Genomic DNA, 25255 nt, shown 5'->3' on the forward strand with positions numbered 1-25255 from the left:
TATTTCTTAGCTCGTGAATCAAGGTCCCCCGGACCTTAGACTCGCTTTTCTATTTCTTAGCTCATGAAAAAAAGGTCCCCCGGACCTTTTTTTATTCCCACTCTACAGTTGCAGGTGGTTTACTTGTGATATCGTAGACGATGCGGTTGACGTGGTCAACTTCGTTTACGATACGGACTGAGATTTTTTGAAGGACTTCCCATGGAATCTTCGCAAAGTCAGCTGTCATTCCATCGATAGAAGTGATAGCACGAATGGCGATTGTGTAGTCGTAAGTACGGCCGTCTCCCATAACACCTACGGAACGAACTCCTGTGTTGACAGTGAAGTATTGCCAGATATCGCGGTCAAGACCAGCTTTGGCGATTTCTTCACGGAGGATAGCGTCTGATTCACGAACTGTTTCGAGTTTTTCTTCAGTGATTTCACCCATGACACGGATAGCAAGACCTGGTCCTGGGAATGGCTGGCGCCATACGATGTGATCTGGCATACCAAGCTCAGTACCAAGGGCACGAACTTCATCTTTATAAAGAGTGTTCAGTGGTTCGATAAGCTCAAACTGCATGTCTTCTGGAAGTCCACCCACATTGTGGTGAGACTTGATGGTTTGAGCAGTATCTGTACCAGACTCGATGACGTCAGTGTAAAGTGTTCCTTGTGCTAAGAATTTCACATCTTTAAGCTTGCTTGCTTCATCATCAAAGACATAAACAAACTCGTTACCGATAATCTTGCGTTTTTGTTCTGGATCAGACACACCAGCCAATTTATCAAGAAAACGTTTAGCAGCGTCTGCTTTAACAATGTTCAAACCAAATTTGCCACCAAGCATCTCCATAACTTGATCTGCTTCCCCTTTACGAAGAAGACCGTGGTCTACAAAGATACAAATCAATTGATCGCCGATTGCTTTTTGGAGAAGAACCCCAACAACAGAAGAGTCAACACCACCTGAAAGGCCAAGAAGAACACGTTTGTCTCCGACGGTTTCACGGATTTTTTTGATCTGCATGTCAATGAAGTTGTCCATGGTCCAGTCACCTTTAGCCCCACAGATGTTCAAGGCAAAGTTACGCAAGATATCATAACCGTGAACAGAGTGACGAACCTCAGGGTGGAATTGGATCCCGTAGATTTTCTTGTCTGGATTTTCAATCGATGCAAATGGACAGTCAGCAGAAGTACCTGTACGGATAAAGTCAGCTGGAATTTCTGTAACAGCGTCTCCGTGGCTCATCAAGACTAATTGTTTGTCTGGTGTGTCCGCAAAAAGAGCAGAAGATTCTGTCAAAGTCAATTCAGATTGACCATATTCGCGGTTACCAGCATCACCTGCTGGAACGACCTTCCCACCCAATTTATGGGTCAACAATTGCATCCCGTAACAGATTCCAAGGATTGGAATACCGAGTTCAAAAATTTCAGGATCGATATCAAAAGACCCTTCCTCGTATACTGAGTTTGGTCCGCCTGAAAGAACGATCCCAACTGGATTGATTGCACGAACTTCATCAGCAGAAATCTTATGGCTCTTCAATTCTGAGAAGACACCAATTTCACGAATTCGACGTGAAATAAGCTGATTGTATTGGCTACCGTAGTCAAGCACAATGATTTTTTCAACATCATGCAAATCAGTTGATAGGTTTGTCATCTTATCCCCTTCTTATAGAAATTTACTTTCCTCTATTCTAACACAAAAGCCATGTCTTTACCAATCTCTGATTGAAGAATTAGGAATTTTACGCTACAATAGAAGTAACACAGAGAAAGAGCAATGTTATGATTCCAGCTTACATTCAAATTCATGATCAGATTAAATCTGAGATTGATCAAAAAATATGGAAAATTGGAGAGCGGCTTCCCAGTGAACGCGATCTAGCTGAAAAATTCCAGGTGAGTCGGATGACTCTTAGGCAGGCCATTACCCTTCTGGTCGAAGAAGGAGTACTTGAAAGACGGGTAGGAAGTGGTACCTTTATCACTAGCACGCGCGTCCAAGAAAAAATGCGCGGAACAACCAGTTTTACTGAGATTATGAAATCGCAAGGTAAGGAACCTTCTAGTCAAGTGATTTCTTACCGTAAAACCATTCCTAGCCTCCAAGAAGTGGATAAATTAGGCATCGATAAGACAGACACCATCATTCGGATGGAGCGGGTCCGGTATGCGGATGGGATCCCTGTCGTTTATGAAGTGGCCTCTATTCCAGAGAAATTTATTAAGAATTTCAATCGTGAAGAGGTTACCAGCCATTTCTTCCAAACCTTGGAGCGTCATGGCTATAAGATTGGAAAGTCGCACCAGACCATCTATGCGCGATTGGCCAAGGATAAGATTGCGGAGTACTTACAGATTTCAAAAGGGCAGGCTATTTTAGGTCTGACACAGGTTTCCTATTTTGAAGATGGGACGGCTTTTGAGTATGTAAAAAGTCAGTATGTCGGCGAGCGGTTCGAATTTTATTTAGAAAATAACTAAGCTCGCAAATCGTAAAAATAGAAAACTCTTCAAATGTGTGAGAGACTCACTCTCTTTGGCATTTGGGAGCTTTTTTTAGGTTGAAATCATTCTTTCTAAATAGTGATAGTAAAGGCAACATTGAAAATTTTTAAAAATTTTAAAAAAAAAATTTTATTTTTTCTTCAATTTTTGATTTATTTTACGAATTAATAGATAGAAGCTAGTTTTAGATCTAAAAAAGATATAAGGCAGGAAAAAATGAAAAAAATTAAAATCGATGTGGTAGCTGTTCCCTTGAGTGGGCATCTGTACCCAACTTTAAATCTCGTTAAACCCTTATTAGATGATCCAACTATGGAAATCCGAGTTTTCACGGGTCCTCAGAAAAAAGCCGTCGCAGAAAGTCTCGGCTTCACGGTCGTTCCGATTCTAGAGGACAAAGTAGAAGAATTTGAACGTGTGGCTAATAACGATAAAAAACACAATCTCTTTTCAGCTTATCGGCAATTGTCTAGGAGTCTTGATTTGATTAATCATGTATCGGATCAATTGCTAGAGGAGTGGCGTGTCAACCGTCCAGATATTGTCATTGCTGACTTTATCACTCTATCAGCAGGCTTTGTGGCAGAAGAGTTAGAAATTCCTTGGATTACCACCATGGCAACACAATTTGCAATCGAAACTCCTTATGGTCCTCCTTGCTTCTTCGGAGGGATGGGAGTCGCGCGCACAAAGAAGGAAGAGAAGATCCAAGCACTATGCCGTAAACTCACACGCATTGGAAAATACTGTGGCGCCTTCCTCTTACGCAAACGCTTAAAACGTTACAATTTCAAGTTGTACAATCAAAATGGAGTGGAGACCATCTACTCTCCTTATGCCATCTTTGGAATTGGTATGATGGAGCTAGAGTTAAAAACACACTTCCCTCATCAATATGCCTGGCTTGGCCCTTTGGGAACTTCTCTTGAAAAAGCTGAAGATTATCCTTTAGATCTCAGTCCTTATGAGGACAAGACGAAGGTACTCGTGACATGTGGAACCCAGTTGCCTTGGGCAAAAGAGAACTTGCTCCAGCAAACCCAGCAGTTGGCCAAAGACCATCCAGAATGCCACTTTTTCGTCACCTTAGGAGATGGAGCAAAGGAATTCTCTGAAGAAGAAGTAGCGCCAAATGTGACGGTCGTCTCTTATCTGCCCTACAAAGAATATATTCCGCAGATGGACTATGTCATTCACCATGGAGGAGCTGGAATCTTTTATCAGTGTATCGAATTTAAAAAACCAGCCTTGATCTTGCCACATGATTATGATCAATTTGACTATGCGATTCGAGGAGTAGAAGCAGGAATTGCTTTTCAAGCTCATCGCAATCGCACCGAAGAGATTCAAGCAGGTTTCAATGCCCTATTAGAAAAAGAATCTTGGGAAAAGTTAGAGAGACTAAACAAACTTTCAAAAACCTACAAGCCGTTGGATACCTTGGAGTTTGAGATTCAACGATTATTAAGACGTGGAACGGATGGGAAACTATGAAAATTCTTGTAACAGGTGCGACTGGCTTCCTTGGAAAATATGTGATTGATGAGTTGTTGGAACACAACTATTCCATTGTAGCCTTTGGCCGAAATGAAAAAATTGGGAAGGCTCTGGAAGGTGAGTGCGTCCAATTTATCAAAGGGGATTTGACCTCTATTGAGGAATTAAGACAAGCCTTTCAGTCTGTTGATGCTGTGGTTCATGCAGGAGCTTTATCTTCCGCTTGGGGACCTTGGAAGGCCTTCTATCAGGCGAATGTAGTTGGCACTCAAAATGTCCTTGACTTGTGTAGTGAATATGCGGTAAAACGCTTGGTTTACGTATCTTCTCCCAGTATTTACGCAGCTGGAAAAGATCAATTTAACATCAAGGAAAGCGATGCTCCAAAAGAAAATCACCTCAACAATTATATCCGAAGCAAATTGGCGTCTGAAAAACTTTTTTCTGACTATCCGGATGTGCCAAGTATCATCTTGCGTCCTAGAGGATTATTTGGTGTGGGAGATACCAGTATTTTGCCTCGTGTCTTACGCCTCAGTCGAAAAATTGGAATTCCCTTGATTCGAGGAGGAGAGCAGCTCATGGATATGACCTGTGTGGAAAATGTTGCCCTAGCCATTCGCTTGGCTCTGGAATCAAAAGAAGCACACGGACAAGTATATAATATTACAAATGGGGAACCAAAGACCTTTAAGTATTTGATCGAAACAACATTAAAGGAATTGGGAGAGCCGATCCGCTATCGGAAAATTCCGGCAGGTCTTGTAGCAGGTGCGGCCTATAGCCTGGAAGGAGTATATCGATTCTTTCATCTGAAAGCCGAACCCCCATTGACTCGCTATACCTATTATCTCCTTCGATATAGCCAAACTCTCGATATTCAAAAGGCCCAAACCGAACTTGGCTACTATCCAAAAATGACCATTGAAGAAGGGATTGACAACTATGTCCAACATGATCAAGCGCATTGATTATTTTCCAGCAGGCTATTGTAGCAGTCATTCCGGTCTCTTATTCAAAGGGATTCCGAATGAAAAAATGCAATTTCCAGCAGGTGTCTTTTTGATTCACCACCGTGAAAAAGGTTATATTTTGTACGATACCGGCTATCACTACGAGATTAAGAAAAAAGCTCGGTATTTTTGGTACCGTCTAGCCACCCCAATGCAGATGAAAAAAGAAGACCAGATCAATTATTTATTGCAAGAGCGTGGGATTGATCCAGCAGAAATTACTTATGTGATTCTTTCGCATTTGCACCCTGATCATCTCGGTGGAGCAGCCCTTTTCCCAAATGCTCATTTCTTTGTTACCCAGGAAGTCTATGAGGTGTACCAAAAACCGAAATTTAAAGATCTAATTTTTAAAGAGTTTTTGCCAGCTGATTTCAAAGATCGGGTGACTTGTCTCAAAGCAGATCAAAGGCATCCTGCTTTCCCCTATCGCCCGACTGCGGATCTTTTTGGTGATGGGAGCATTCTTGTATCGTCTATCGATGGACATGCGAGAGGGCAAGGTTGTCTTTATCTGGATGAGCTCAAACTCTTCATCGGAGCAGATCTTTCTTGGGGAGTAGACCTCTTGCCTTTCACACGGCAAATGCGTCTCATTCCTTCCTTGGTTCAGGATGATAAGAAGGCTTATTTAAAAGGAGCTGATTTGCTGGAAACACTCTTGCAGGATGGCATTCAAGTTGTGGTCAGCCACGACCCACAAGATCGGATTGAAAGGATTTTAAATGAAAAAAACAGTCTTTCTGAAAACCTTTATTGAAACCAGATGGTGCCATCGATTCCGTTCAAGGGAAGCCTTAGAAAGGTACCAAAAAAAGCAATTGGCGCGTTACCATGCTTTTATCACCTCTCAATCTCCCTATTTTCAAACCCATTCTCCCGAATCCTTTGGAACCATGGATAAAACCTTCATGATGACACATTTCAATGAGCTCAATACCCTAGGGGTGGATCGAGATCAGGCTTTAGAGATGGCAATTCGCGGAGAACAAACACGAGATTTTACCGAGATGAATGGAGAAGTAGCAGTAGGTTTGTCTTCTGGAACCTCCGGCCACCGAGGAGTTTTTGTCACCACAGAAAAAGAAAGAAGTATGTGGGCCGCAGCGATCTTAGCCAAGATGCTACCGAAAGGAAAACTGTTTGGTCATCGCATTGCCTTTTTCTTACGAGCGGACAATGAACTCTATCAAACCATTAATTCAGGCCTTATTCGCTTGGAATATTTTGATATTTTCAAGGATAGCAAGGAACATTTAGAGCGTCTCAAAAACTATCAACCAACCATTGTGGTTGCACCAGCTTCCACCTTGATTGAGTTAGCTAACTATGTCAGCAATCAGCAACTTGCGATCCAACCCGTCAAGGTTGTCTCTGTCGCAGAGATCCTAGAAGATCGAGATGCTCAGACCATCGCCAAAGCTTTTCAACTAGACAAGGTTGATCAGGTCTACCAAGCGACAGAGGGATTTTTAGCTTGTACCTGTTCAGAAGGCAATCTACATCTTAACGAAGATATTTTGTATGTCGAAAAAGAGTATCTTGATGATAGCCGCTTTTATCCGATTATTACGGATTTCAAACGAACGAGTCAACCCATCTATCGCTACCGACTCAATGATATTCTGGTGGAAGAAAAGTCCCCTTGTCCTTGTGGCTCCATCTTTACTCGAATCGCAAAGATCGAAGGACGATCAGATGATATCTTCTATTTCAAAAAAGAAGATGGCAGTAGCCAGATGATCTATCCGGATTTTATTCGACGGTGCATTCTCTTTGTCGAAAATATTCAGGACTATCAAGTAACTCAGTTGGCAGATGGATCCATTACCATTGCCTTGAGTCACCGGACAGAGTCTATGGAGCAAGCGATCTTTACTCAATTTGAACTCTTAGCTCAGCAAAAACAATTCATTCTCCCAAGTATTCTATTTATCGATTACCAATGGGACTCAACACGTAAATTAAAACGTGTTCAACGACTTCAATAAAAGGAGAATCCTATGACTACCGTAAAAAGACATTTGCAAATTAAAGGCTATGGAACAGCGCTTCCAGCTCATACAGTAACTTTCAAAGACCAGACTCGTTACCGCGTGAAAGAAGGAGAAGAAACACAGATTGATCTTGCAGCGCGTGCGATTGAGGCAGCTTTAAAACATGCAGGACTTGATATGACAGACATCGACTGCCTGGTTTCGGCTAGTGCGGTTGGTGTTCAGCCCATTCCTTGTACAGCAGCTCTTATACATGAGCGCGTGGCCAAGGGACTGACGATTCCTGCTATGGATATCAATACCACTTGTACCAGTTTTGTATCAGCTTTGAGCACTGTTTCTTATCTGATTGAAGGTGGTGAATACCAACGGGTTCTGATTGTATCCAGTGAAGTAGGAAGCCTAGGGCTTAATCCCAAACAAAAAGAAAGCTTTGAACTGTTTAGCGATGGCGCTGCAGCCTTTATTTTTGAAGCAACAAAGGAAGATAAAGGAATCATTGCCAGTATGCAACGTACCTGGTCTGAGGGAGCCCACGATACCGAAATTTGTGGTGGTTTGACAGCTTATCATCCGAAATTGTACTCTGAAGCAACCAAGACTGATTTCATGTTTGACATGAAAGGGAAGAAAATTCTTTTGCTTTCTGCCCGTGTTATTCCAGAAATGTTCCAAAAATTCCAAGAAAAATCAGGCATTTCTAAAGATGCTGTAGACTATATTATTCCCCACCAAGCAAGTCGCGCTTTGCCACTCGTCATGGATAAATTGGGAGTTAGCAAAGACAAGTACCTCAATATTGTCAGTGATTATGGAAATATGGTTTCGGTAGCCGTGCCTTTCGGCCTAGCCTATGCACTGGATCATGGCTATGTGAAGGAAGGAGATACCATCTTCTTGATGGGAACTGCAGCAGGGATGACGGTCAATATGTTGGCACTGAAACTTTAATGATGAATCCTCTTACTTCAAGCTCAAAAAGCATCAAGTCCCGCTAGTCTTTAGCGGGCTTTTTTGATATAATGAAAGGTATGGAAATTGAGAAAACCAACCGAATGAATGCGCTCTTTGAGTTTTATGCAGCGCTCTTGACGGACAAGCAGATGAACTACATCGAGCTTTATTACGCAGATGACTACAGCTTGGCTGAGATTGCAGAAGAGTTTGGAGTGAGCCGTCAAGCTGTTTATGATAATATCAAGCGGACGGAGAAAATCCTAGAGGATTATGAGATGAAATTGCACATGTACTCGGACTACATTGTACGCAGCCAGATTTTTGATCAGATTTTAGAACGCTATCCGGAAGATACTTTTCTACAAGAGCAGGTTGAAATTTTATCAAGCATTGACAATCGGGAGTGATTATGGGCAGTCTCGTCATTTATCAAGGAATACCTTGCAAACTATTAGTAGCAGAGGAAGTATTTCCTACTCGACTACAGATTATCTCGCCCAATGATATCTCCAAAGCTATGCAAATAGGTTTTAGCTGTTGGGGATATCCAAATGAAATCATGAAAGAAGTCACACCCGAAGAACTAGAATGTTTGCAACATTTCGAACGATTTCCACTGAATTGAAAAAATAGGAGAAAATAATGGCATTTGAAAGTTTAACCGAACGTTTACAAAACGTCTTTAAAAATCTTCGTAAGAAAGGGAAAATCTCTGAAGCGGATGTCCAAGAGGCAACCAAAGAGATTCGTCTAGCCCTCTTAGAGGCCGACGTTGCCCTTCCTGTTGTAAAAGACTTCATCAAACGGGTCCGCGAACGGGCTGTAGGGCATGAAGTCATCGAAACCCTCAACCCTGCCCAACAAATCGTGAAGATTGTTGATGAAGAATTGACAGCGATTTTAGGTTCAGAAACAGCAGAAATTATCAAATCTCCAAAGATTCCAACCATTATTATGATGGTCGGTCTTCAAGGGGCTGGTAAAACAACCTTTGCGGGGAAATTAGCTAACAAATTGGTCAAGGAAGAAAACGCACGTCCTTTGATGATTGCGGCCGATATTTATCGTCCAGCAGCCATTGACCAGTTGAAGACCCTTGGTCAACAGATCAATGTCCCTGTCTTCTCACTTGGTACAGAGGTCCCTGCAGTAGAGATCGTTCGTCAAGGTTTGGAGCAGGCGAGAGCCAACCACAATGACTATGTCTTGATCGATACGGCTGGTCGTCTGCAAATCGATGAAAAACTCATGGGTGAGTTGCGCGACGTCAAAGCTCTTGCTGAGCCAAATGAAATCCTCTTGGTTGTGGATGCTATGATTGGTCAAGAAGCGGCCAATGTGGCCCGTGAGTTCAATGAACAACTCGAAGTAACCGGGGTCATTTTGACCAAGATCGATGGGGATACCCGTGGTGGTGCAGCCCTTTCTGTCCGTCAGATTACTGGGAAACCAATCAAGTTCACTGGTACTGGTGAAAAAATCACTGATATCGAAACCTTCCACCCAGACCGTATGTCTGGTCGGATCCTCGGTATGGGGGATATGCTGACGCTGATCGAGAAGGCTTCTCAAGAATACGATGAGAAACGCTCCCTTGAACTCGCTGAGAAGATGCGTGAAAATACCTTTGATTTCAACGATTTCATTGATCAGTTGGATCAGGTACAAAATATGGGACCAATGGAAGATTTGCTCAAGATGCTTCCAGGGATGGCCAATAACCCTGCCATGAAGAACCTCAAGGTCGATGAACGAGAAATTGCTCGCAAACGTGCGATCGTATCATCCATGACACCAGCTGAACGGGAAAATCCAGATTTGTTAAATCCAAGCCGTCGTCGTCGGATTGCTGCTGGATCAGGGAACACCTTTGTCGAAGTCAATAAATTCATCAAGGACTTTAACCAAGCCAAACAGATGATGCAAGGCGTCCTCTCTGGTGATATGAACAAGATGATGAAACAAATGGGGCTCAATCCAAATAACATGCCGAAGAATATGCCTGGTGGAATGCCTGATATGTCTGCCCTCGAAGGCATGATGGGACAAGGTGGCATGCCTGACTTGTCAACTCTTGGCGGAGGCGCTGGAATGCCTGACATGAGCCAAATGTTTGGCGGTGGTCTCAAAGGAAAAGCCGGTGAATTTATGATGAAACGGGCGATGAACAAGATGGCCAAACAAATGCGCAAAAATAAGAAAAAACGGAAATAATCGTTTCTAATAAGGGCCTGGAACACACTGTTCTGGGTTCTTTTAGAAACTACTACTAGAGGAAAGATGTTAAAAAAACTATTTCAACAAGTCATTCGTTTCTTTGCAAGATTGTTTTCTTCGCACAGAAAGGCCTTTGAATTTCCTAAAGGGTCGAAGAAACCACCGATTAGACCAATCATCTTTGTACCTGGGAGTTCAGCCAGTATCCAGCGATTCAACGGAACCATCCGTATGCTCCATCGCTTTTCTAGAAAAAAACAGAGTCTCTTAAAAATAAAAGTCAACAAAGATGAGTCTATAGAGATGGAAGGAAGACTGAATACGAAAGAGCCGAATCCTATGATTGTGATTGGCTTTGAGAACAATCGAGATGGCTACAGCAATATCAAGCAGCAAGTTGAATCCCTTAAGATAGCTCTAACCTACCTTCTTGATCACTATCATTTTACAGAGTTCAAGGCAGTCGGGCATTCTAATGGTGGACTGGTTTTGACTGGTTTATTGGAAAGTGGCTTTTTAGAGAAAAAGAAGGTAACCGTCAGCAAGTTGGCTATTATTGGCAGTCCTTACCAATTCAATAAAGAAATGTTTGACGATTTTCAAAAATGGAAGCATCGCCTGGGAAAAGAAGTAGAAGTCCTTAATTTTATCGGTAGCTTTGCTGGAAAATCAGATGGCATCGTCCCTCTTTCTAGCGCACAAGCAGCACAATCTATTTTTGACAATCAGGCCTATACAGAAGTGAATTTAAATGGTCGTAAGGCTCATCATTCAGCTTTACCCACTAATCCAGATCTAGTAAAACAATTAAGTCTGTTTTTGAATCTATAATTAAATTACATAATTTCGGTTATGTAATTTTTATTTGTCTCTTGCAATCCTTAAGTAAATATGGTACATTTTTGGTAACGATTACATATACTTAAGGAGGATTTTATGAAAGATCCCAAATTATTAGAAACAATGAAAGATTACAAGGGGCGGGATGAGGTTCCCGCAGATTTTGATGCTTTTTGGGATCAAGTCCTAGCAAAAATTACTGAACTGCCTGAATACAAGCTCGAAGAACGAGATTTCAGCATTCCAAATGAGATTTGTTATGAATTAACCTTTAAAGGAACACGAGATGGACTTGTTTATGCGCGGGTTGTTCTCCCAAAAACGGATCAAAAAGTTCCCGTTATTTTCCATTTTCATGGCTATATGGGACGTTGTTGGGATTGGGCTGATATGTTAGCTTATACAGTAGCCGGCTATGGTGTTGTGTCTATGGACGTGAGAGGGCAGTCAGGCTATTCAACCGACGGAGATCGCTCACCACTTGGAAATACGGTTAAAGGACAGATTATCCGCGGAGCCGTGGAAGGTCCGGATGAGCTCTTTTATAAGGATGTCTATTTAGATCTTTACCAGTTAATTGAAATTGTAGCCAGCCTCCCTCAAGTAGACGACAGCAAACTTGCTAGCTATGGAGCCTCTCAAGGCGGTGCCCTGGCTCTGGTTGCTGCCGGATTGAATCAACGGATTCAACGAACAGTCGCCATTTATCCATTCTTATCAGATTTCAGACGGGTATTAGAGATTGGAAATACTAGCGAGGCCTATGACGAGCTTTTCCGTTATTTCAAGTTCCATGATCCATTCCACGAGACCGAAGATAAAATCATGGAGACTTTGGCCTATATTGATGTGAAAAATTTTGCCCATCGCATCAAAGGACAAGTTCACATGATTACCGGTCTAGATGATGATGTCTGTTATCCAATAACACAGTTTGCCATTTTTAATCGATTAGAATGTCCGAAAGAGCATTTAATCATGCCAGAATATGCTCACGAGGCCATGAATGTTCAAGTCAATGATCGAGTCTATAATTGGCTCTGTGGTAGCAAGATCCCATTTCGATATGTAGAAAAATAAGTTACAGAAGAAAACAATCAGTAGATCCATGAGATTTCCTGATTTTATTGTATTTAAAAGATATCTAGTATAGAAAGAAAAACTAAAAGTTTATGTACAATTGACTTAACATGAGCTAAACAATTGATACAACTGAATTAGAAGCATAAAGTACATTCTTTAAGGAGTGTACTTTATTTTTGTTTTGTACATTATTTTAGGGGTGAATAATGTACATTTTAGGTAGTGAGTTATAGTGATTATGTAGTAGATTCAATTGTACATTTTTGGGGGGATGAAGTAGATGTGGTGAGATGGAATAAAGTACATTTTAGAGTTGGTTTTATTCTAAAATTAAGAGATTTTGAACCTTATAGATTTAAATTTATATTGTCGTTAGTTACGGGTTCTTCTTCGATATCATAATGATGATACTTGTACGAGATATACAGGTAGGTAATTTAAAACCTCAAGAAGCCGCAAATATGATTAATGTGTTGAACTTTTTTAGTAGCTACTGAAATCTCACATTGTTCATGTCATAGAACTTAGATTTGTTTAAGTCGACATCCTCATGACTATAAATTAGAAGTTACTTTGGGAATTTAATATTATACGCTTGATGTAGTTCCAGTGAGTTCCTCCCTTGAAAATAAAGCGTTTATTTGATAAAATGATTTAAAATGTAGTTGTTAAATAATTTGTATAGATCAAGAGTATGAAATATTATATAGAGTATAGAGAATGCAAGGTTTTTATAGTAAATATTGTAAAAAAAGAGACAGTGAAGACGAGTTGTATTTCTTTGAAGGATTTCAAGGACAGATTGAAATAAAGAAATGTAATATGAAGTTCCAGAAGGAATCTGAAACACTTCTTGTAAGATACGCTAATCCTAAATTAAACTTTGATAGATTACGTTTTGAAAAATTTGAGTATGATACTGATACACAGAATGATGAAACTTTATCCTTTGATTCAGCACTTTTGGAGATAGAACAAGATTCGGAACGCTTTGTTTCAGATTTGTCAAAAAATAAAGAAATTTATTTTCTTCCAACAAATCTTGAAAATATTATAAAACAAATAATACTTAATAAGCAAAAAAAAATATACCTGAGATTTTAAAACCATTAATACCGGATGATATTCAGCATCAAATTGAATTTAAATTTATTCCTACTTCAAATTCGGAAATTATCACTTCCGATAAACTTGGAGAGTTCGCAACTTCTTTTACTAAGTTGGAAGAAGCCAAGAATGTTAGTGAAGTAAAAAATAATATGGATTGTATAAAACATAATTTTAGCGATAGCTTTATTGATGGAATAAATGATTATTTTATTGGGGACATAAAGGAAGGCCTAGGAATGATGCAACGAGATTTTGAAAAGAAATACGAAACTCCCAGCACGTTTCATTACAACTTCGTCCTAAGAAAAAGTGGTAATGATAGTATCGAATCAGTATTAAAAATATTAAGTGGAGATTTTCAACCGTATCCTTTTGAATAGTGAAATAAATGAAAGAGCAAAAATATGAACAAAGAAAATCTAAAAGAAATTTATGAAATTTTCAAACTGGAAGAGCAGCATAAATTTAAAATGCCACTATTAGCTATAGATGAACCCATTTTTGGTATTGTTACTTATCTAGATAATATCTATACATTTTATGTTATGCAGGATAGAACGCTGTTGAAAAATAAACAACTGGTAGATATCAAAGAACTTTTAATTGTTGAACCTGATATTGAAAATTTAGATAAAGTAATTGATGGTGAAATTTCAATTTATAATTTTTTCTCTGAATCTTATAAGTGTAGAATTGGAAAAATTGCTGATAAAATATTTGCACCAACAGTAGTAAGAAATATGGCGGAAATTTCGCCTAAAATAGTTTCGGAAGAATTACATTTATCTTTGAGTAAAGAGTGTAAGAAGTACTATAAATTACATATTCATAGCCGTTTTGAACGACTTAAAGAATATAATAATTTTGAACCTATAAAAGGGTACAGTAATTTTACTACTTGTGATTTTCAAAAAAGAATTAAAAATATAGATGAAAATAAACAGACAAAATATTTTAAAAAAAATTGGAAAGTAAAAGATGAAATATATAGCTATAGATAACGGTCTTAAAATAAATACATTGGAATACAATACTTTTGATATTGATGGATTTGAATCTGGAGAGCAAATCCTGGAAAATCAAAGTGTTGATATTTCTATAAAATCAGGAGTTAATAAACAAAATGAACTTAAAAGAGTTTTTTTGTTTGATATTTTTATTGAAGGGAAAAATGAAGAGATATTGTTACGTAACTTACATCTTGACCTATTTCTTGAATTTGAATATAAAGATAGATATCCTGAAGCTGATTCAGAAAAGTTAGACTTATATATGACGAAATATTTTTTGAAAAAAATTAATGGAATAATTAAAAGCGTAAGTTCGATTGATCAAAAATCAGGTTTCAATTTAGATGAAGCAATCAATGAAGTTGCAGAAAAAATTCCAAATGATTTTTCTGTAAGCGTCCAATGAGGCTTACACATGATATGATAGAGTCTTATTCGAGAAAACGTCGCAAAGAACCTTGTTTGATTTGCAAAGGACGAAGACGAAAAAGACAGCATTTTGTTCCGTATAAAAAAATTTAATTGATCAAGTCATTTAGTGGCTTGGTCTTTTTTTGTAGAAACGGCTTTTTTAGTGAATAGGGGGTATACCGAAAGATGCCAATATACTATGATATATCAAAGCAATAAACAAAAATGTACATTTGAAAAATTTTTAGTTTTCACTTAAATAAAGTACATAATCGAGCGTAACTGGCATTAAAAAAAATTTTTGGTTACCATGTAAACTATAAGTTTATTGAGGAAAACTAAAATTTTATGTACAATTGACTTAACGTGGGCTAAACTATTGATACAACTGAATTAGAAACATAAAGTACATTCTTTAAGGAGTGTACTTTATTTTTATTTTGTACATTATTTTGAAGTGTTATTTTGTATATTTCTAGTTCATAACATCATCTGATTTAAGGAATTGATTTGTACATTTTTACTCTAATAGGTGCAGAAGAAGTAGTGGTTCAATTGTACATTTTTTGCTACTCATTTAAGGTCTTGGTCTTATTGATAGTAAGATATAGATTTTTACTCGTGGTGCTAGTTAATCTCAAAGTATTTCAGATTATAAGTCAGTGCAATTTGCTCCATTCTCAACTGCAATCCTGTTAAGCCTCTAGCTAGTGTTTGTTCGACATCAAAAAAGCACAAAGTTCTGAAAATCGAGTTTCAATAGTCCGTCTCATAGCCATTAGTTTCCAATGATTATGTTGTTTAGCTCTTACCATATTTTGACGTAAAGGCGTCCAAAGATGGTAACTTTTCTGTTTCAACTGTTCTCTGAGTACATAGTTAAGATATGCTAAATCAGCTAAAACATAGGATTGAGAACAATTTTCTAGTAAGTCATCAACTGCCCTAATATCATGTACTGAGGCAGGCGTTACAACATAATTCAGAATATAGCCTGATAGGGTGACCAGCATATGTACTTTGAATCCATAGACCCAAAGGTGCTTAGAGGAATTGTAACCAATGTCGGCTAGTTCATTAAAAACATGTGCTCTATGGTTACGGACTAGTTGACAAAGTGATAAGGGGAAACTATCTATGATGACAATGTTATTGGGAGAAATTTGAGTATTTATGGCTTGCCGAATAATTTGGACTAACCAAATCAACTGCCTTGACCGTCGGTTAAACCGACTTCTTTCAAGGAGACACCCACAAGGATTCTTGTTTAGAAGCACCGAATCAATCAAGAAGGAGCATCCTGAGGTTCCAGCATTTGAAGAATATGACGAGCTACTTGAAGCAATCAAAAAATCCCTATAAAGGGATTCTTTTATACCTATAATACCTTGTGCAAAATAGTCGTATATATCAAAATCAGAGTCACGTTACCTACTATTAGACCAAAAGTAGCAAGCAAGGTCTTTGATGTACCTGGCTTAAAATCTGCACTAATCAAATATGGCCAAAAGCATACTATTGGGAAAATGGCTATTAACACGCATACATAGGTAGGAATGCTTGTCCAAAGAAAGCGTGTCGTCTCTAACCAGTGACCCCATGAAGGTATCACTATTTTGCTTATAGTGAAAAGTATGCATATAAGGTGGACCACTAGAAGATAAATAGCATACTTTGTCTTACTTAGTACTTTTTTCTTTTTCATTTTGCCTAATTATCCCTGCAAATTCTTCTATCGCTCTGCTGCAATATTAGAACTAAAATTAAAATTAACTATATCATTATTCGAATCAAGGTCTAAATTCATAAAATAATGATTCCAAAAGAATTCATTGTTACCTGCTCCCCACTGCACGCCATAATGACCCAAATATTCATCTCTTGGCTCGCTTGGAGTCAGCCATATTTTTTTCCCAAATACTTTCGTGAACTCGTTTTCGTCAAGCTTCTTTAGCAAATCTATACCATCTATATTATATGGAATTCCATATTTTTTAGCAGCTGCTGTGCATTCAGAATCGAAGCAAACCTGCGTAACTACACAGTCCTTCAGCTCCGTACTCTTCCTCTTATCTCCGTAAACACCTATACATCCGAGAACTACATTCTTCTTTACAAGAAGATAAGTCGATCGCGTAACTGCTGAGTCATATGGCTTAAAGCCGTTTGGTACGCTAACCCCCGATCCTTGGTATTTAGAATAGCTTCCCGTTGTCAAAAGCTCATTATAATTAGGATAATCATGTCTACCATTTGACACATAGATTTCAAACCCCTGGTCTATCAAATCCGAAATCTTAGTCTCTGTAAGATGAATTTCAGTTCTGTCAATTTTAAGTGGAGGTGCGTTATCAGGTAGACCTATAATTATATATACAAACATCAAAAACACGAATATCATAAGCACTGCAACGATACCTATCCAAGATTTCCCGGTTCTCCTTCGTGCATTGAAAAGCGCCATTATAGAAGGCGTGATTATAGCAGCACCAATTGGCGCCGCCCCATGACGGAACATGCCCATGACCTTAAAGGCAATTACAGCGCTAATTAGTATTAAAACTATGTGCACTGCATACTCTCCTACGCTTAGCTTACTCGTTCTAGTCTGATTATTTGCTGGGGCATCGTACACTGGAACACCGTTCTCAAAGGTGTTCTCCATTCTATAACGCAGCCAAAACAATATTCCAATAAACACAACTGCCAAGAAAACTAGCATTCCGATAAAAACTAATTTTTCCATATGTAACCTTTTGTCTGACCTAATTATCGTCCATCAAAATTCATATCTAGTCTACCACATTACAAGAAATATTAAAAGAATAGGATTATCTTAATAATATTTTATTAGCAAATCCAACTGAAATAACTGAATTAAGTAATACTAATGTATGGTGGATATGTAAGGAAAACTCAAATCATCGATACAAACTTAAAATTAATGAAAAAATTAAGTATAAAAAGCGCTCATTAATAAGTTGCCCAATTTGCAAAGGTTTAAGAAGAAAACAGGAGCATTTTGTTAGATTAAAGATATACTAGAGAATACTAAAATCAAACAAAGTAAAAACACTCTAAAGTTCATTAAATTGATTATAGAGTGTTTTTTGTTGTCAAAATGTACATTTGAAAAATTTTTAGTTTTCACTTAAATAAAGTACATTTTACAGAAGATGAACGGCTTTAAAAATTTCCAGTGTTCACTTAAATAAAGTACATAATTGAGTGTAATTAGCTTAAAAAATTTTTTTGGTTATTACATTTTAATTAATAAAAACTAAAAGTTTATGTACAATTGACTTAACAAGACTTAAACCATTGATACAACTGAATTAGAAGTATAAAGTACATTCTTTAAAAAGTGTACTTTATTTTGTTTTGTACATTATTCTGGAGTGGTATTTTGTATGTTTTCTAGTACATAATATCCTCTAATCTGAGAAATTGATTTGTACATTTTTTACTCAAGTAACAGCAGAAGAAGTGGTGGTTCAATTGTACATTTTTTTGAAACTTATTTATGTTCCTACTGAACACAAGATATAGATTTTTATTTTGTTGATGGTATAATAAATAATACATAGTGTTATGTTATGAGGTGATAATTTGGCAAATAATAGACAAATTGAAACGTTAGGCGTTTCATATCTGGCAACATTTATTAACAGAAATAAGTTGCTTCAGACTTATTTCGATAACAATGATAAAACTCCAGCGTGGGATGGAGAAATTCATGTTCTTAAAAATGCTAGTGAGAAGAAGAGCGAAATATTTGGGAGAGTACCTGTCCAAATTAAAGCAACTAAACGTAAGAACAATTCAATGAAATCTTTCCAAGTAGATATGCGTGATTTAGAATTGTATTCAAAAAATGGTGGGGTAGTTTTATTCGTAGTTTGGTTAGATGAGAACAGTACTTTAAAAGATATTTTTTATAAGTCGCTGCCACCTTTTTCTATAAAGAAGATAATTAAAAGAAGTAAATTAAAAAATAAGTCTACAATTAATAAAACGCTTTCGGTACAGATTCATAAACTAGATGAACAAACAATTTATCCTATGTTAGTTGATTTTGTTACTAATAGTCAGAAACAGTATAGTTTTATAAATATCGATGGGATGTCAATTGAAAACATACCCAATAATAAAGAGATTAAACTTTACTTTTATGGTCAGGGCCATGAAGGAATATTTAATTACCAGAAGGAACACGACCTCTTTCTTTATCTTAGGGATCCTGAAACTGACATCGAAATTCCACTTGAAAATTCAATAGAGATTGTTGAAACTTTCGAAGCAACAGATTTAATTATAAAAATAGGAGATTATATTTTTGAAGATGTAGAGAGACATTATTTTCCTGACGGAGGGGTACAGCTTCATTTTGGGGAAGGTTTTAAAATATCCTTTAACAATGGGAAAGCTCAACCTAAATTTAATTATTCAAGACCTAATATGCTGTCAGATGCTATAAAGTGTACTCAGGCACTTAAAGAACTAGGAAATATAGGATTTTTCACACTCAATGGAACTAGTATAGAACTAGATGAACGGTCTTTATCGGAGATTCATTCGCTTGATTTAGATAGTCATATAAAAGAATTATTGAAAATATCAAAGTTCATGAGGAAAATGGGGATAAAAAAAGAGCTAGACTTATCCCTCTTTAATGAACAATCTCAAAGAAATTTAAATATACTTAATTCAGGCCTTGTATTAAAAAATAAAGTAGCATTAAATTACGAGGAATCGAAACTATTTAATCTGAAGATTGCTAACATACATATTATTACTCTATATGAATTTCATACAGACAATAATGGAACTATGATAGATATTTTTACTGAAACTCCTTGGTGCAGGAAGGGCGAGGATGAGGATATTTCTTTATTTGAGGTTTTCAGGCCCGAAGATTGGTTAACAATTGATAACTGTAACTTTGATTCAGTTATTGCCTCATACCAAAGATTAGTTGATTATAGTGTAGAAAACGTGAGTGCTGACGATACCATAATAAAAATAGTTGCTGCAGCCGATATGGCAGAAGAAGTTTCAAAAAAAGAACAGTTGCTTAACTGGGCTCAACGTCTTTCTGACTGGAACATAAACCATATAAAAGAAAATAGCATAAGCATCATAAATGATCTTCAAATTAAATATAGAAATCGTGAATTAGATAATACTGAAATAGAGAAGCTTACTAATATTTTATTGAATAATAAAGATAATGATGAAATTTGTTTTGGTGCATCAGTGTTATTAAAATCAAAACCACAAGCTAATTTATTTTGGACTAAGTTAGATAAAGAAACTCAAGAAAGATATCAGGTTTACCCTATTTATAATTTATATAAGGTATTATAACTTAAATTTATTGCAACTCGAATTTTTCTTAATCTTAATATGATAAAAGAGTTTTTATCTGATATGTTAGTTGAAGAACAGGAAAATAAAGGAAAATCAAATTTAAAATCGAAATATTTAGTTTGGAATGAAGATGTTAACAAATAATCCAATTAATCATAGTGTACTTAAATTGTCAATAGGTTTCGATAATGCTTTTAAAGATAAAAATATAAAGGAAATCCATAGACTAATAGAATTTGGAAAAAATATGGAAAATACTATTGATGATATTTCCAAAATTCATTTATTTTATTCTATTGGGACAGCATATGGTGATATATTTGAACTAAGTGATAACCTAGTATTCAACATAGATACCGATTGTACAGTTCAACAAATTTATTACTTTAGAAAAGCTATCGAAATTTCAAATAATATTGATATAAATTCTGAGAACAATAGCTTTGTTCACCCATTATTATGTTCACTATACACCAATTACGCAAATCTATTAGATGCTTGTGGTAGAAAACAGTTAGCTATTAAGATGTATTGTAAATGTATACAAATCAATCCAAGATTCACAATGGCTAGTGGTAACTTGGCTATTTGTCTACATCATTATCGTAATTTTTTGAATGAGAACGAACACCTTCACTTTATTAAAAAAATTAAAAATTTAATAGAAACAAGCATAACTGTTTCAGACCCAAACAGAGTTGATTATGCAGAAAAGCGATTTATTGAACTTTACGAACAATATCTTAATTATAAAGACTTAGATGAATGCTCTTGTAAAACCATCGATTATAATCCTAATTCACTAAAGTATCGTGAATGGTGTTGGAACAACGGGCTGTATCTTAATCCACTTAATGACTTGCAAGCTGACGATATAAATAGATATGATGATAATCTTTTACTACCAAGTTTATTATTTCAATCGGATAAAGATTTGAACAAATATATTTCTATGTTTAATCAAATTAAGCAAGAATATGTTTATGCGCGTTATCTCTGTTTTAATAGCATTGAGGTTGATTCGGTTCATTATGCTGATGAGAATGTTAATCTTATTGATTGTCTAGACTACGTACAATACTCTATCAGACTTGAAGGATTAAAAGCGGCTTTTAAAACACTATATTCATTATTAGATAAAGTTGCAATGTTTATAAATGAATATTATTCTCTTAAAATTAAGACTAGACAAGTAAATTTTCATTCAATTTGGGGGCCTAATAGTGATTTAAATAAAATGTTGGATAAGAATATTGGTCTGTCATCTATATTTTGGATAGAGAAAGATTTTGATAATGGTGATAATTCTTTAACAGCAAATCCACACGCAAAGCTATTAAAAACTATTAGAAATTATTTAGAGCATAGGTTTACTAATATTACATTGAATTTTATTGATGGAAGTGAAGAAAATAATGAAACTAGACTGTATCTAACTGAATTTGAACTTCAAGAGTGTACATTAGATTTATTAAATCTTGTAAGAGAAGTTATTTTTTCACTCAAAAATGCCATTCAAATAAGTGAAAATGAAAAACAATCTACTCTAAGCAGTGAAGTTGCTTTAATTCCGATAAATTATGAAGAAGTAGATTCGGAAGATAAATTATAACATTGAGCATACAATTTATAGTCGTTATAAAAAGCAATAGTCTAAATTCATTTAACTAATCGACTTAACTAGAGCTAAACCATTGATAAAACTGAATTAGAAGGATAAAGTACACTCATTAAGCAGTGTACTTTATTTTTGTTTTGTACATAATTTGTTGATTGCTTAATCAATACTACATCTCTATCAGGCAATTCAGACTCCATTTAGTCCTCTAAAACCCACGTTGAGGCGGTATCACTGCTTGTAAAAAATTAGAAACCTTTAAACGAAAGGGAGAATGAAAAGCGTGAAGGTAGCTTCTCTAATCGAATAGAGGGTAAGAATCAGAGTAATAGTTCAAGTATGGCTTCTGGATACTATAGTCTGACATGCTATCAATCTATTTCAGAAGCTGGACAAATTGTAATAACTTTCCTTGAAGGAATTGAGGTAGATTTATAAGAGACTGTGACTGGGAAGTTGCAGTCTTTTTAGGGGTTTAATGATATAATGAAATTATAAATGTGGATATTGTTTAAATTCTCTGGAGGACGCATAATGTTGAATTTAGTAAAAGGACACCAAGTTAGCTTGGTAGAAAACCTGTTTGAATCATTTACAAAGTTAACTGAACATCATTTGATGGCGAATGTACACGCAGAAAAAATATTAGAGGTTTTTCAACATTTTATTGCGATTCATGACGAGCCCTTGTTTTTTATTTTGGAATTGCCTGTCAGTATTGATAGAGAAAAAGTGATAGCAAAGAATATTATCAAGGAATCCCATAAGGATGTTTATTATATTGATGGTTGTTCAAGAGAGGAATGCCCAGCACTGTTGATTAGATACGGTGATTTGCTTATTAATGATGGACTTAGTCAGTTTGGATTTGGTGGTCATAAAAGTCATGATGAGATCATGCTTGATAGCTATAATGTTGTGACAATTTATAGTAAAGAACTATCGAAATTTAATGACTTTTTTGAGCCTCATAATATTCAATTTGTTGAAGAACTAGTGACAGCTTGGAAAACTTTTTCTAAGACCTCCCCAGGAATCTCTGAAATCTATGAAAGTAATGGAAAAACTGTTTATGATTTGCCTGAAGAATTAGCTGAATGGGGAATATATTTAGCTGAAACTCGAACAGAATAGGTATAACTATAGATTAGAAAGAGAATATTTCAATTCCTTAAAATTTTATTTAGAGCAAAGGTGGATATTGAAGTTGTAAGATAAATAATGATTATTTATGGTAGAACTCTGGTTCTGCCTTTTTTATTTATGAAGTATATGAAATATGGCATAAAAGACTAAAGAAAAAATGCAAAACGTTTAATAAATTAGAATTTTCTTGCTACTTTTTGAAAAATATTTTTTCCTTACAGAATCCTTAAAAATATTTTTTATACTATTTACAAGATTAAAGGAGGAACAAAATATGAGCAAATATATTTTGGAAACAAATGAGCTAACAAAAGTTTTTGGAAAACAAAAAGCTGTAAATAATGTGTCATTAAAAATTGAGGAAAATTCAGTATATGGATTACTAGGACCTAATGGTGCAGGTAAATCTACGACATTAAAGATGATTACAGGTATGTTACACAAGACGTCAGGTGAAATTATGTTTGAAGGACATGAATGGAGTAGAAATGATTTATCAGATATTGGTGCTTTAATCGAGATGCCACCCTTATACGAAAATTTAAGTGCAAGAGAAAATCTAAAAGTTAGAACATTATTACTTGGATTACCTGATGCAAGAATTGATGAAGTTTTAGAAATTGTAGATTTAAAAAATACCGGAAAAAAGAAAAGCGGTCAATTTTCTTTGGGGATGAAACAAAGATTAGGTATTGCAATTGCTTTATTAAATAATCCTAAACTATTGATACTAGATGAACCGACAAACGGATTAGATCCATTAGGAATTCAAGAATTACGAGATTTAATACGAAACTTTCCAAAAAAAGGAATAACAGTAATTCTGTCTAGTCATATTTTAGCAGAAGTGGAACAAACTGCTGATCATATAGGAATTATACATGATGGAGAATTAAAATATCAAAACACAATTAATCATAATGAAAATTTAGAAGAACTTTTTATGGATGTTGTAAAGAATGGAAAGAGGGTGTAGCTTAATGAAAAATTATATTTTTGCAGAAAATTTGAAACATAAACATAGCTTTTTGTTGAAGATATTACTCATTGCCCCGATTATAGCTTTACTAAATGCATTTGTATTAATGCCATCATATTTTAGCATAAACGCATACAATTGGTGGTATGTGATTTTAATGCCGGCAACTTTCGCTTTAATACCTGCAATGATGCATAGAAAAGAAGAGAGAAAATTAAACTACCGAGCAATTTTTCCACTCAATATTGATTTAAAAAAGATATGGATTTCAAAAATATTAACAGCTTCAATTTATCTAAGTATAACTGCTATTTTGCATATGCTAGGAGTATTTGTTTTTCAATTTTTCATTGGAGAACAATTAACAGGAAACTATGCATTCACGACATTATTATTCGCAAGTGTATTATTGGTTATAACTAACATATGGCAAGTTCCATTTTGTTTTTTCCTGGCTAAAAAGTTTGGGTTTATAGCAAGCATTGTAGTAAATGCTGTATTAGGTCTTGTGTTAGGAATTTTGTTAGCTGACGGTTCTATGTGGATTTATTGCCCTTATTCTTGGGGGATTAGATTGATGGTACCCGTTATGCGTATTTTACCGAACGGTATCCCAACAGAAGTATCAAATCCAATGATTTTAAACACATCCTTACTTGTTCCTTGTATTTTATCAATATGTTTGTTTACATTATTGACTTTCATTACTGCAAAATGGTTTTCTAAGCAAGAGGTGAAGTAATGATGAATATATTAAAATCAGAGTTTTATAAATTGAAGCATACTTGGATTCCATGGGCTCACTTTATCTTACCTGTTTTATATGCTCTAATATTTTATTGGGCAGCAACATTTACAAGTCTAAAAAATTTTTCTGATATGGATATCATGCTGAATTATTTTGTGCTTTTAGGTGCTATCTTACCAATAATATTTGGTGTTATCACATCTAAGGTTGTTGACATGGAAGCAAGTGCTGGACGATTTCAAGTGATTCTATCAACTACAAAATCCAGAAGTAAAGCTTATAGTGGAAAACTTATAATGCTCTTATTGAGTTTCCTATTTTCTATAAGTTTAGCAGTTTTTATATTTGCAATGCTATTTGGTAATCAAGGGACTATGGCTTGGTTAATTGAATTATTATTAGTTTTTATAGGATGTTTATCTACATATATGATTCATTTGTGGGTATCAATTATGTTAGGTGGTGGTGCATCTATTGGATTGGGATTTGTAGAAACATTGATTGCTTTACTTTCAATAACCAATTTAGGTGAAAACATCTGGTATTTTTTACCTTGTACTTGGGCATCGAGATTATCTGCAACATATATTGTTGGAAGTGAATTGGCTGATAGCTCATATTTAATTAAAGAGTTTACCATGTGGGGATATGTAGCAATACCTATTACAGTAGTCATTTTTACTGGCTCTTTATTATGGTTCAATAGGTGGGGTGGAAAGTCAATCAGTGAATAATAGCTCTAAATGTATTT

The 25255-nt window shown here is 36.0% G+C and carries 24 protein-coding genes and 1 pseudogene; 22 read left to right on the top strand and 3 right to left on the bottom strand.

The genetic code is table 11. From position 1 onward, the window contains the following. Window positions 1-91 precede the first annotated feature (91 nt). Window positions 92-1657, bottom strand: coding sequence for a glutamine-hydrolyzing GMP synthase (gene guaA / locus ADH92_RS04740; protein ID WP_049497491.1), 1566 nt, complete (start codon window positions 1655-1657; stop codon window positions 92-94). 128 nt (window positions 1658-1785) lie between these two features. Between guaA and ADH92_RS04745 the strand changes: the two genes are divergently transcribed. From ADH92_RS04745 to ADH92_RS04815, 15 genes are all read left to right on the top strand, one after another. Then, window positions 1786-2484: a GntR family transcriptional regulator gene (locus tag ADH92_RS04745; RefSeq protein WP_049492807.1), complete on the top strand. Its 699-nt coding sequence runs from the start codon at window positions 1786-1788 to the stop codon at window positions 2482-2484. A 240-nt stretch (window positions 2485-2724) separates the two neighbouring features. Beyond that, window positions 2725-4002, top strand: a complete 1278-nt coding sequence (locus ADH92_RS04750) for a glycosyltransferase (protein WP_049497493.1) — start codon at window positions 2725-2727, stop codon at window positions 4000-4002. Further along, on the top strand, window positions 3999-4976 hold the full coding sequence (locus tag ADH92_RS04755) for an NAD-dependent epimerase/dehydratase family protein (RefSeq protein ID WP_049497494.1): 978 nt from the start codon (window positions 3999-4001) through the stop codon (window positions 4974-4976). The genes ADH92_RS04750 and ADH92_RS04755 overlap by 4 nt, the downstream gene beginning before the upstream one ends. Then, window positions 4951-5778, top strand: a complete 828-nt coding sequence (locus ADH92_RS04760) for an MBL fold metallo-hydrolase (RefSeq protein WP_049497496.1) — start codon at window positions 4951-4953, stop codon at window positions 5776-5778. The genes ADH92_RS04755 and ADH92_RS04760 overlap by 26 nt, the downstream gene beginning before the upstream one ends. Continuing rightward, complete coding sequence (locus tag ADH92_RS04765; RefSeq protein ID WP_049497499.1) at window positions 5744-7009, top strand: F390 synthetase-related protein; 1266 nt, start codon at window positions 5744-5746, stop codon at window positions 7007-7009. Before ADH92_RS04760 ends, ADH92_RS04765 begins: the two co-directional genes overlap by 35 nt. Before the next feature lie 12 nt (window positions 7010-7021). Then, a complete protein-coding gene (locus tag ADH92_RS04770; RefSeq protein ID WP_049497501.1) occupies window positions 7022-7966 on the top strand; it encodes a 3-oxoacyl-[acyl-carrier-protein] synthase III C-terminal domain-containing protein in 945 nt (314 codons plus the stop codon). 80 nt (window positions 7967-8046) lie between these two features. Further along, window positions 8047-8379, top strand: coding sequence for a putative DNA-binding protein (locus ADH92_RS04775; protein ID WP_003001435.1), 333 nt, complete (start codon window positions 8047-8049; stop codon window positions 8377-8379). Window positions 8380-8381: 2 nt separating this feature from the next. Then, window positions 8382-8597: a hypothetical protein gene (locus ADH92_RS11395; protein ID WP_031573261.1), complete on the top strand. Its 216-nt coding sequence runs from the start codon at window positions 8382-8384 to the stop codon at window positions 8595-8597. A 17-nt stretch (window positions 8598-8614) separates the two neighbouring features. Continuing rightward, window positions 8615-10186, top strand: a complete 1572-nt coding sequence (gene ffh, locus ADH92_RS04785) for a signal recognition particle protein (RefSeq protein ID WP_049497504.1) — start codon at window positions 8615-8617, stop codon at window positions 10184-10186. Between the two features lie 66 nt (window positions 10187-10252). Then, window positions 10253-11020, top strand: coding sequence for an alpha/beta hydrolase (locus ADH92_RS04790; RefSeq protein WP_049497506.1), 768 nt, complete (start codon window positions 10253-10255; stop codon window positions 11018-11020). 105 nt (window positions 11021-11125) lie between these two features. Continuing rightward, on the top strand, window positions 11126-12109 hold the full coding sequence (locus tag ADH92_RS04795; RefSeq protein ID WP_049497507.1) for an acetylxylan esterase: 984 nt from the start codon (window positions 11126-11128) through the stop codon (window positions 12107-12109). Between the two features lie 723 nt (window positions 12110-12832). Continuing rightward, window positions 12833-13216, top strand: coding sequence for a hypothetical protein (locus ADH92_RS04800; RefSeq protein WP_049497509.1), 384 nt, complete (start codon window positions 12833-12835; stop codon window positions 13214-13216). Between the two features lie 116 nt (window positions 13217-13332). Beyond that, window positions 13333-13602, top strand: coding sequence for a hypothetical protein (locus ADH92_RS11190; RefSeq protein ID WP_049497511.1), 270 nt, complete (start codon window positions 13333-13335; stop codon window positions 13600-13602). A gap of 24 nt (window positions 13603-13626) precedes the next feature. Beyond that, entirely contained in the window at window positions 13627-14223 is a 597-nt protein-coding gene (locus tag ADH92_RS04810; RefSeq protein ID WP_049497513.1) for a hypothetical protein, read from the top strand. After that, window positions 14201-14638 (top strand): hypothetical protein, encoded by a 438-nt coding sequence (locus ADH92_RS04815; RefSeq protein ID WP_049497515.1) that lies wholly within the window; start codon window positions 14201-14203, stop codon window positions 14636-14638. Before ADH92_RS04810 ends, ADH92_RS04815 begins: the two co-directional genes overlap by 23 nt. 632 nt (window positions 14639-15270) lie before the next feature. Here the strand turns inward: ADH92_RS04815 and ADH92_RS04820 are convergent. Both ADH92_RS04820 and ADH92_RS04825 read right to left on the bottom strand, forming a co-directional pair. Continuing rightward, window positions 15271-15902 (bottom strand): annotated as a pseudogene (locus ADH92_RS04820) (IS982 family transposase); the annotation flags it as partial. Window positions 15903-16375: 473 nt separating this feature from the next. Then, on the bottom strand, window positions 16376-17389 hold the full coding sequence (locus ADH92_RS04825; protein ID WP_049497517.1) for a hypothetical protein: 1014 nt from the start codon (window positions 17387-17389) through the stop codon (window positions 16376-16378). A gap of 98 nt (window positions 17390-17487) precedes the next feature. Here ADH92_RS04825 and ADH92_RS11400 point away from each other — a divergent pair, with 98 nt between their 5' ends. From ADH92_RS11400 to pcfG, 7 genes are all read left to right on the top strand, one after another. Further along, complete coding sequence (locus tag ADH92_RS11400; protein WP_301355111.1) at window positions 17488-17688, top strand: zinc-ribbon domain-containing protein; 201 nt, start codon at window positions 17488-17490, stop codon at window positions 17686-17688. Window positions 17689-18252: 564 nt separating this feature from the next. Next, window positions 18253-20010 carry a DUF4365 domain-containing protein gene (locus ADH92_RS04830; RefSeq protein ID WP_049497519.1) on the top strand — a complete coding sequence of 586 codons (1758 nt, stop codon included), beginning with the start codon at window positions 18253-18255 and terminating at the stop codon, window positions 20008-20010. Between the two features lie 127 nt (window positions 20011-20137). Further along, window positions 20138-21625, top strand: coding sequence for an LA2681 family HEPN domain-containing protein (locus ADH92_RS04835; RefSeq protein WP_239681848.1), 1488 nt, complete (start codon window positions 20138-20140; stop codon window positions 21623-21625). Window positions 21626-22165: 540 nt separating this feature from the next. Further along, entirely contained in the window at window positions 22166-22765 is a 600-nt protein-coding gene (locus ADH92_RS04840) for a hypothetical protein (RefSeq protein WP_049497521.1), read from the top strand. A 286-nt stretch (window positions 22766-23051) separates the two neighbouring features. Further along, window positions 23052-23753 (top strand): lantibiotic protection ABC transporter ATP-binding protein PcfF, encoded by a 702-nt coding sequence (gene pcfF / locus ADH92_RS04845; RefSeq protein ID WP_037606813.1) that lies wholly within the window; start codon window positions 23052-23054, stop codon window positions 23751-23753. Between the two features lie 4 nt (window positions 23754-23757). Continuing rightward, window positions 23758-24498 (top strand): lantibiotic protection ABC transporter permease PcfE, encoded by a 741-nt coding sequence (gene pcfE / locus ADH92_RS04850; protein WP_049492839.1) that lies wholly within the window; start codon window positions 23758-23760, stop codon window positions 24496-24498. Further along, window positions 24498-25238, top strand: a complete 741-nt coding sequence (gene pcfG / locus ADH92_RS04855) for a lantibiotic protection ABC transporter permease PcfG (RefSeq protein WP_049497525.1) — start codon at window positions 24498-24500, stop codon at window positions 25236-25238. The genes pcfE and pcfG overlap by 1 nt, the downstream gene beginning before the upstream one ends. Window positions 25239-25255 lie beyond the last annotated feature (17 nt).

The sequence above is a fragment of the Streptococcus parasanguinis genome (genome assembly GCF_001073155.1).
In the GTDB taxonomy this organism is placed as follows: domain Bacteria; phylum Bacillota; class Bacilli; order Lactobacillales; family Streptococcaceae; genus Streptococcus; species Streptococcus parasanguinis_D.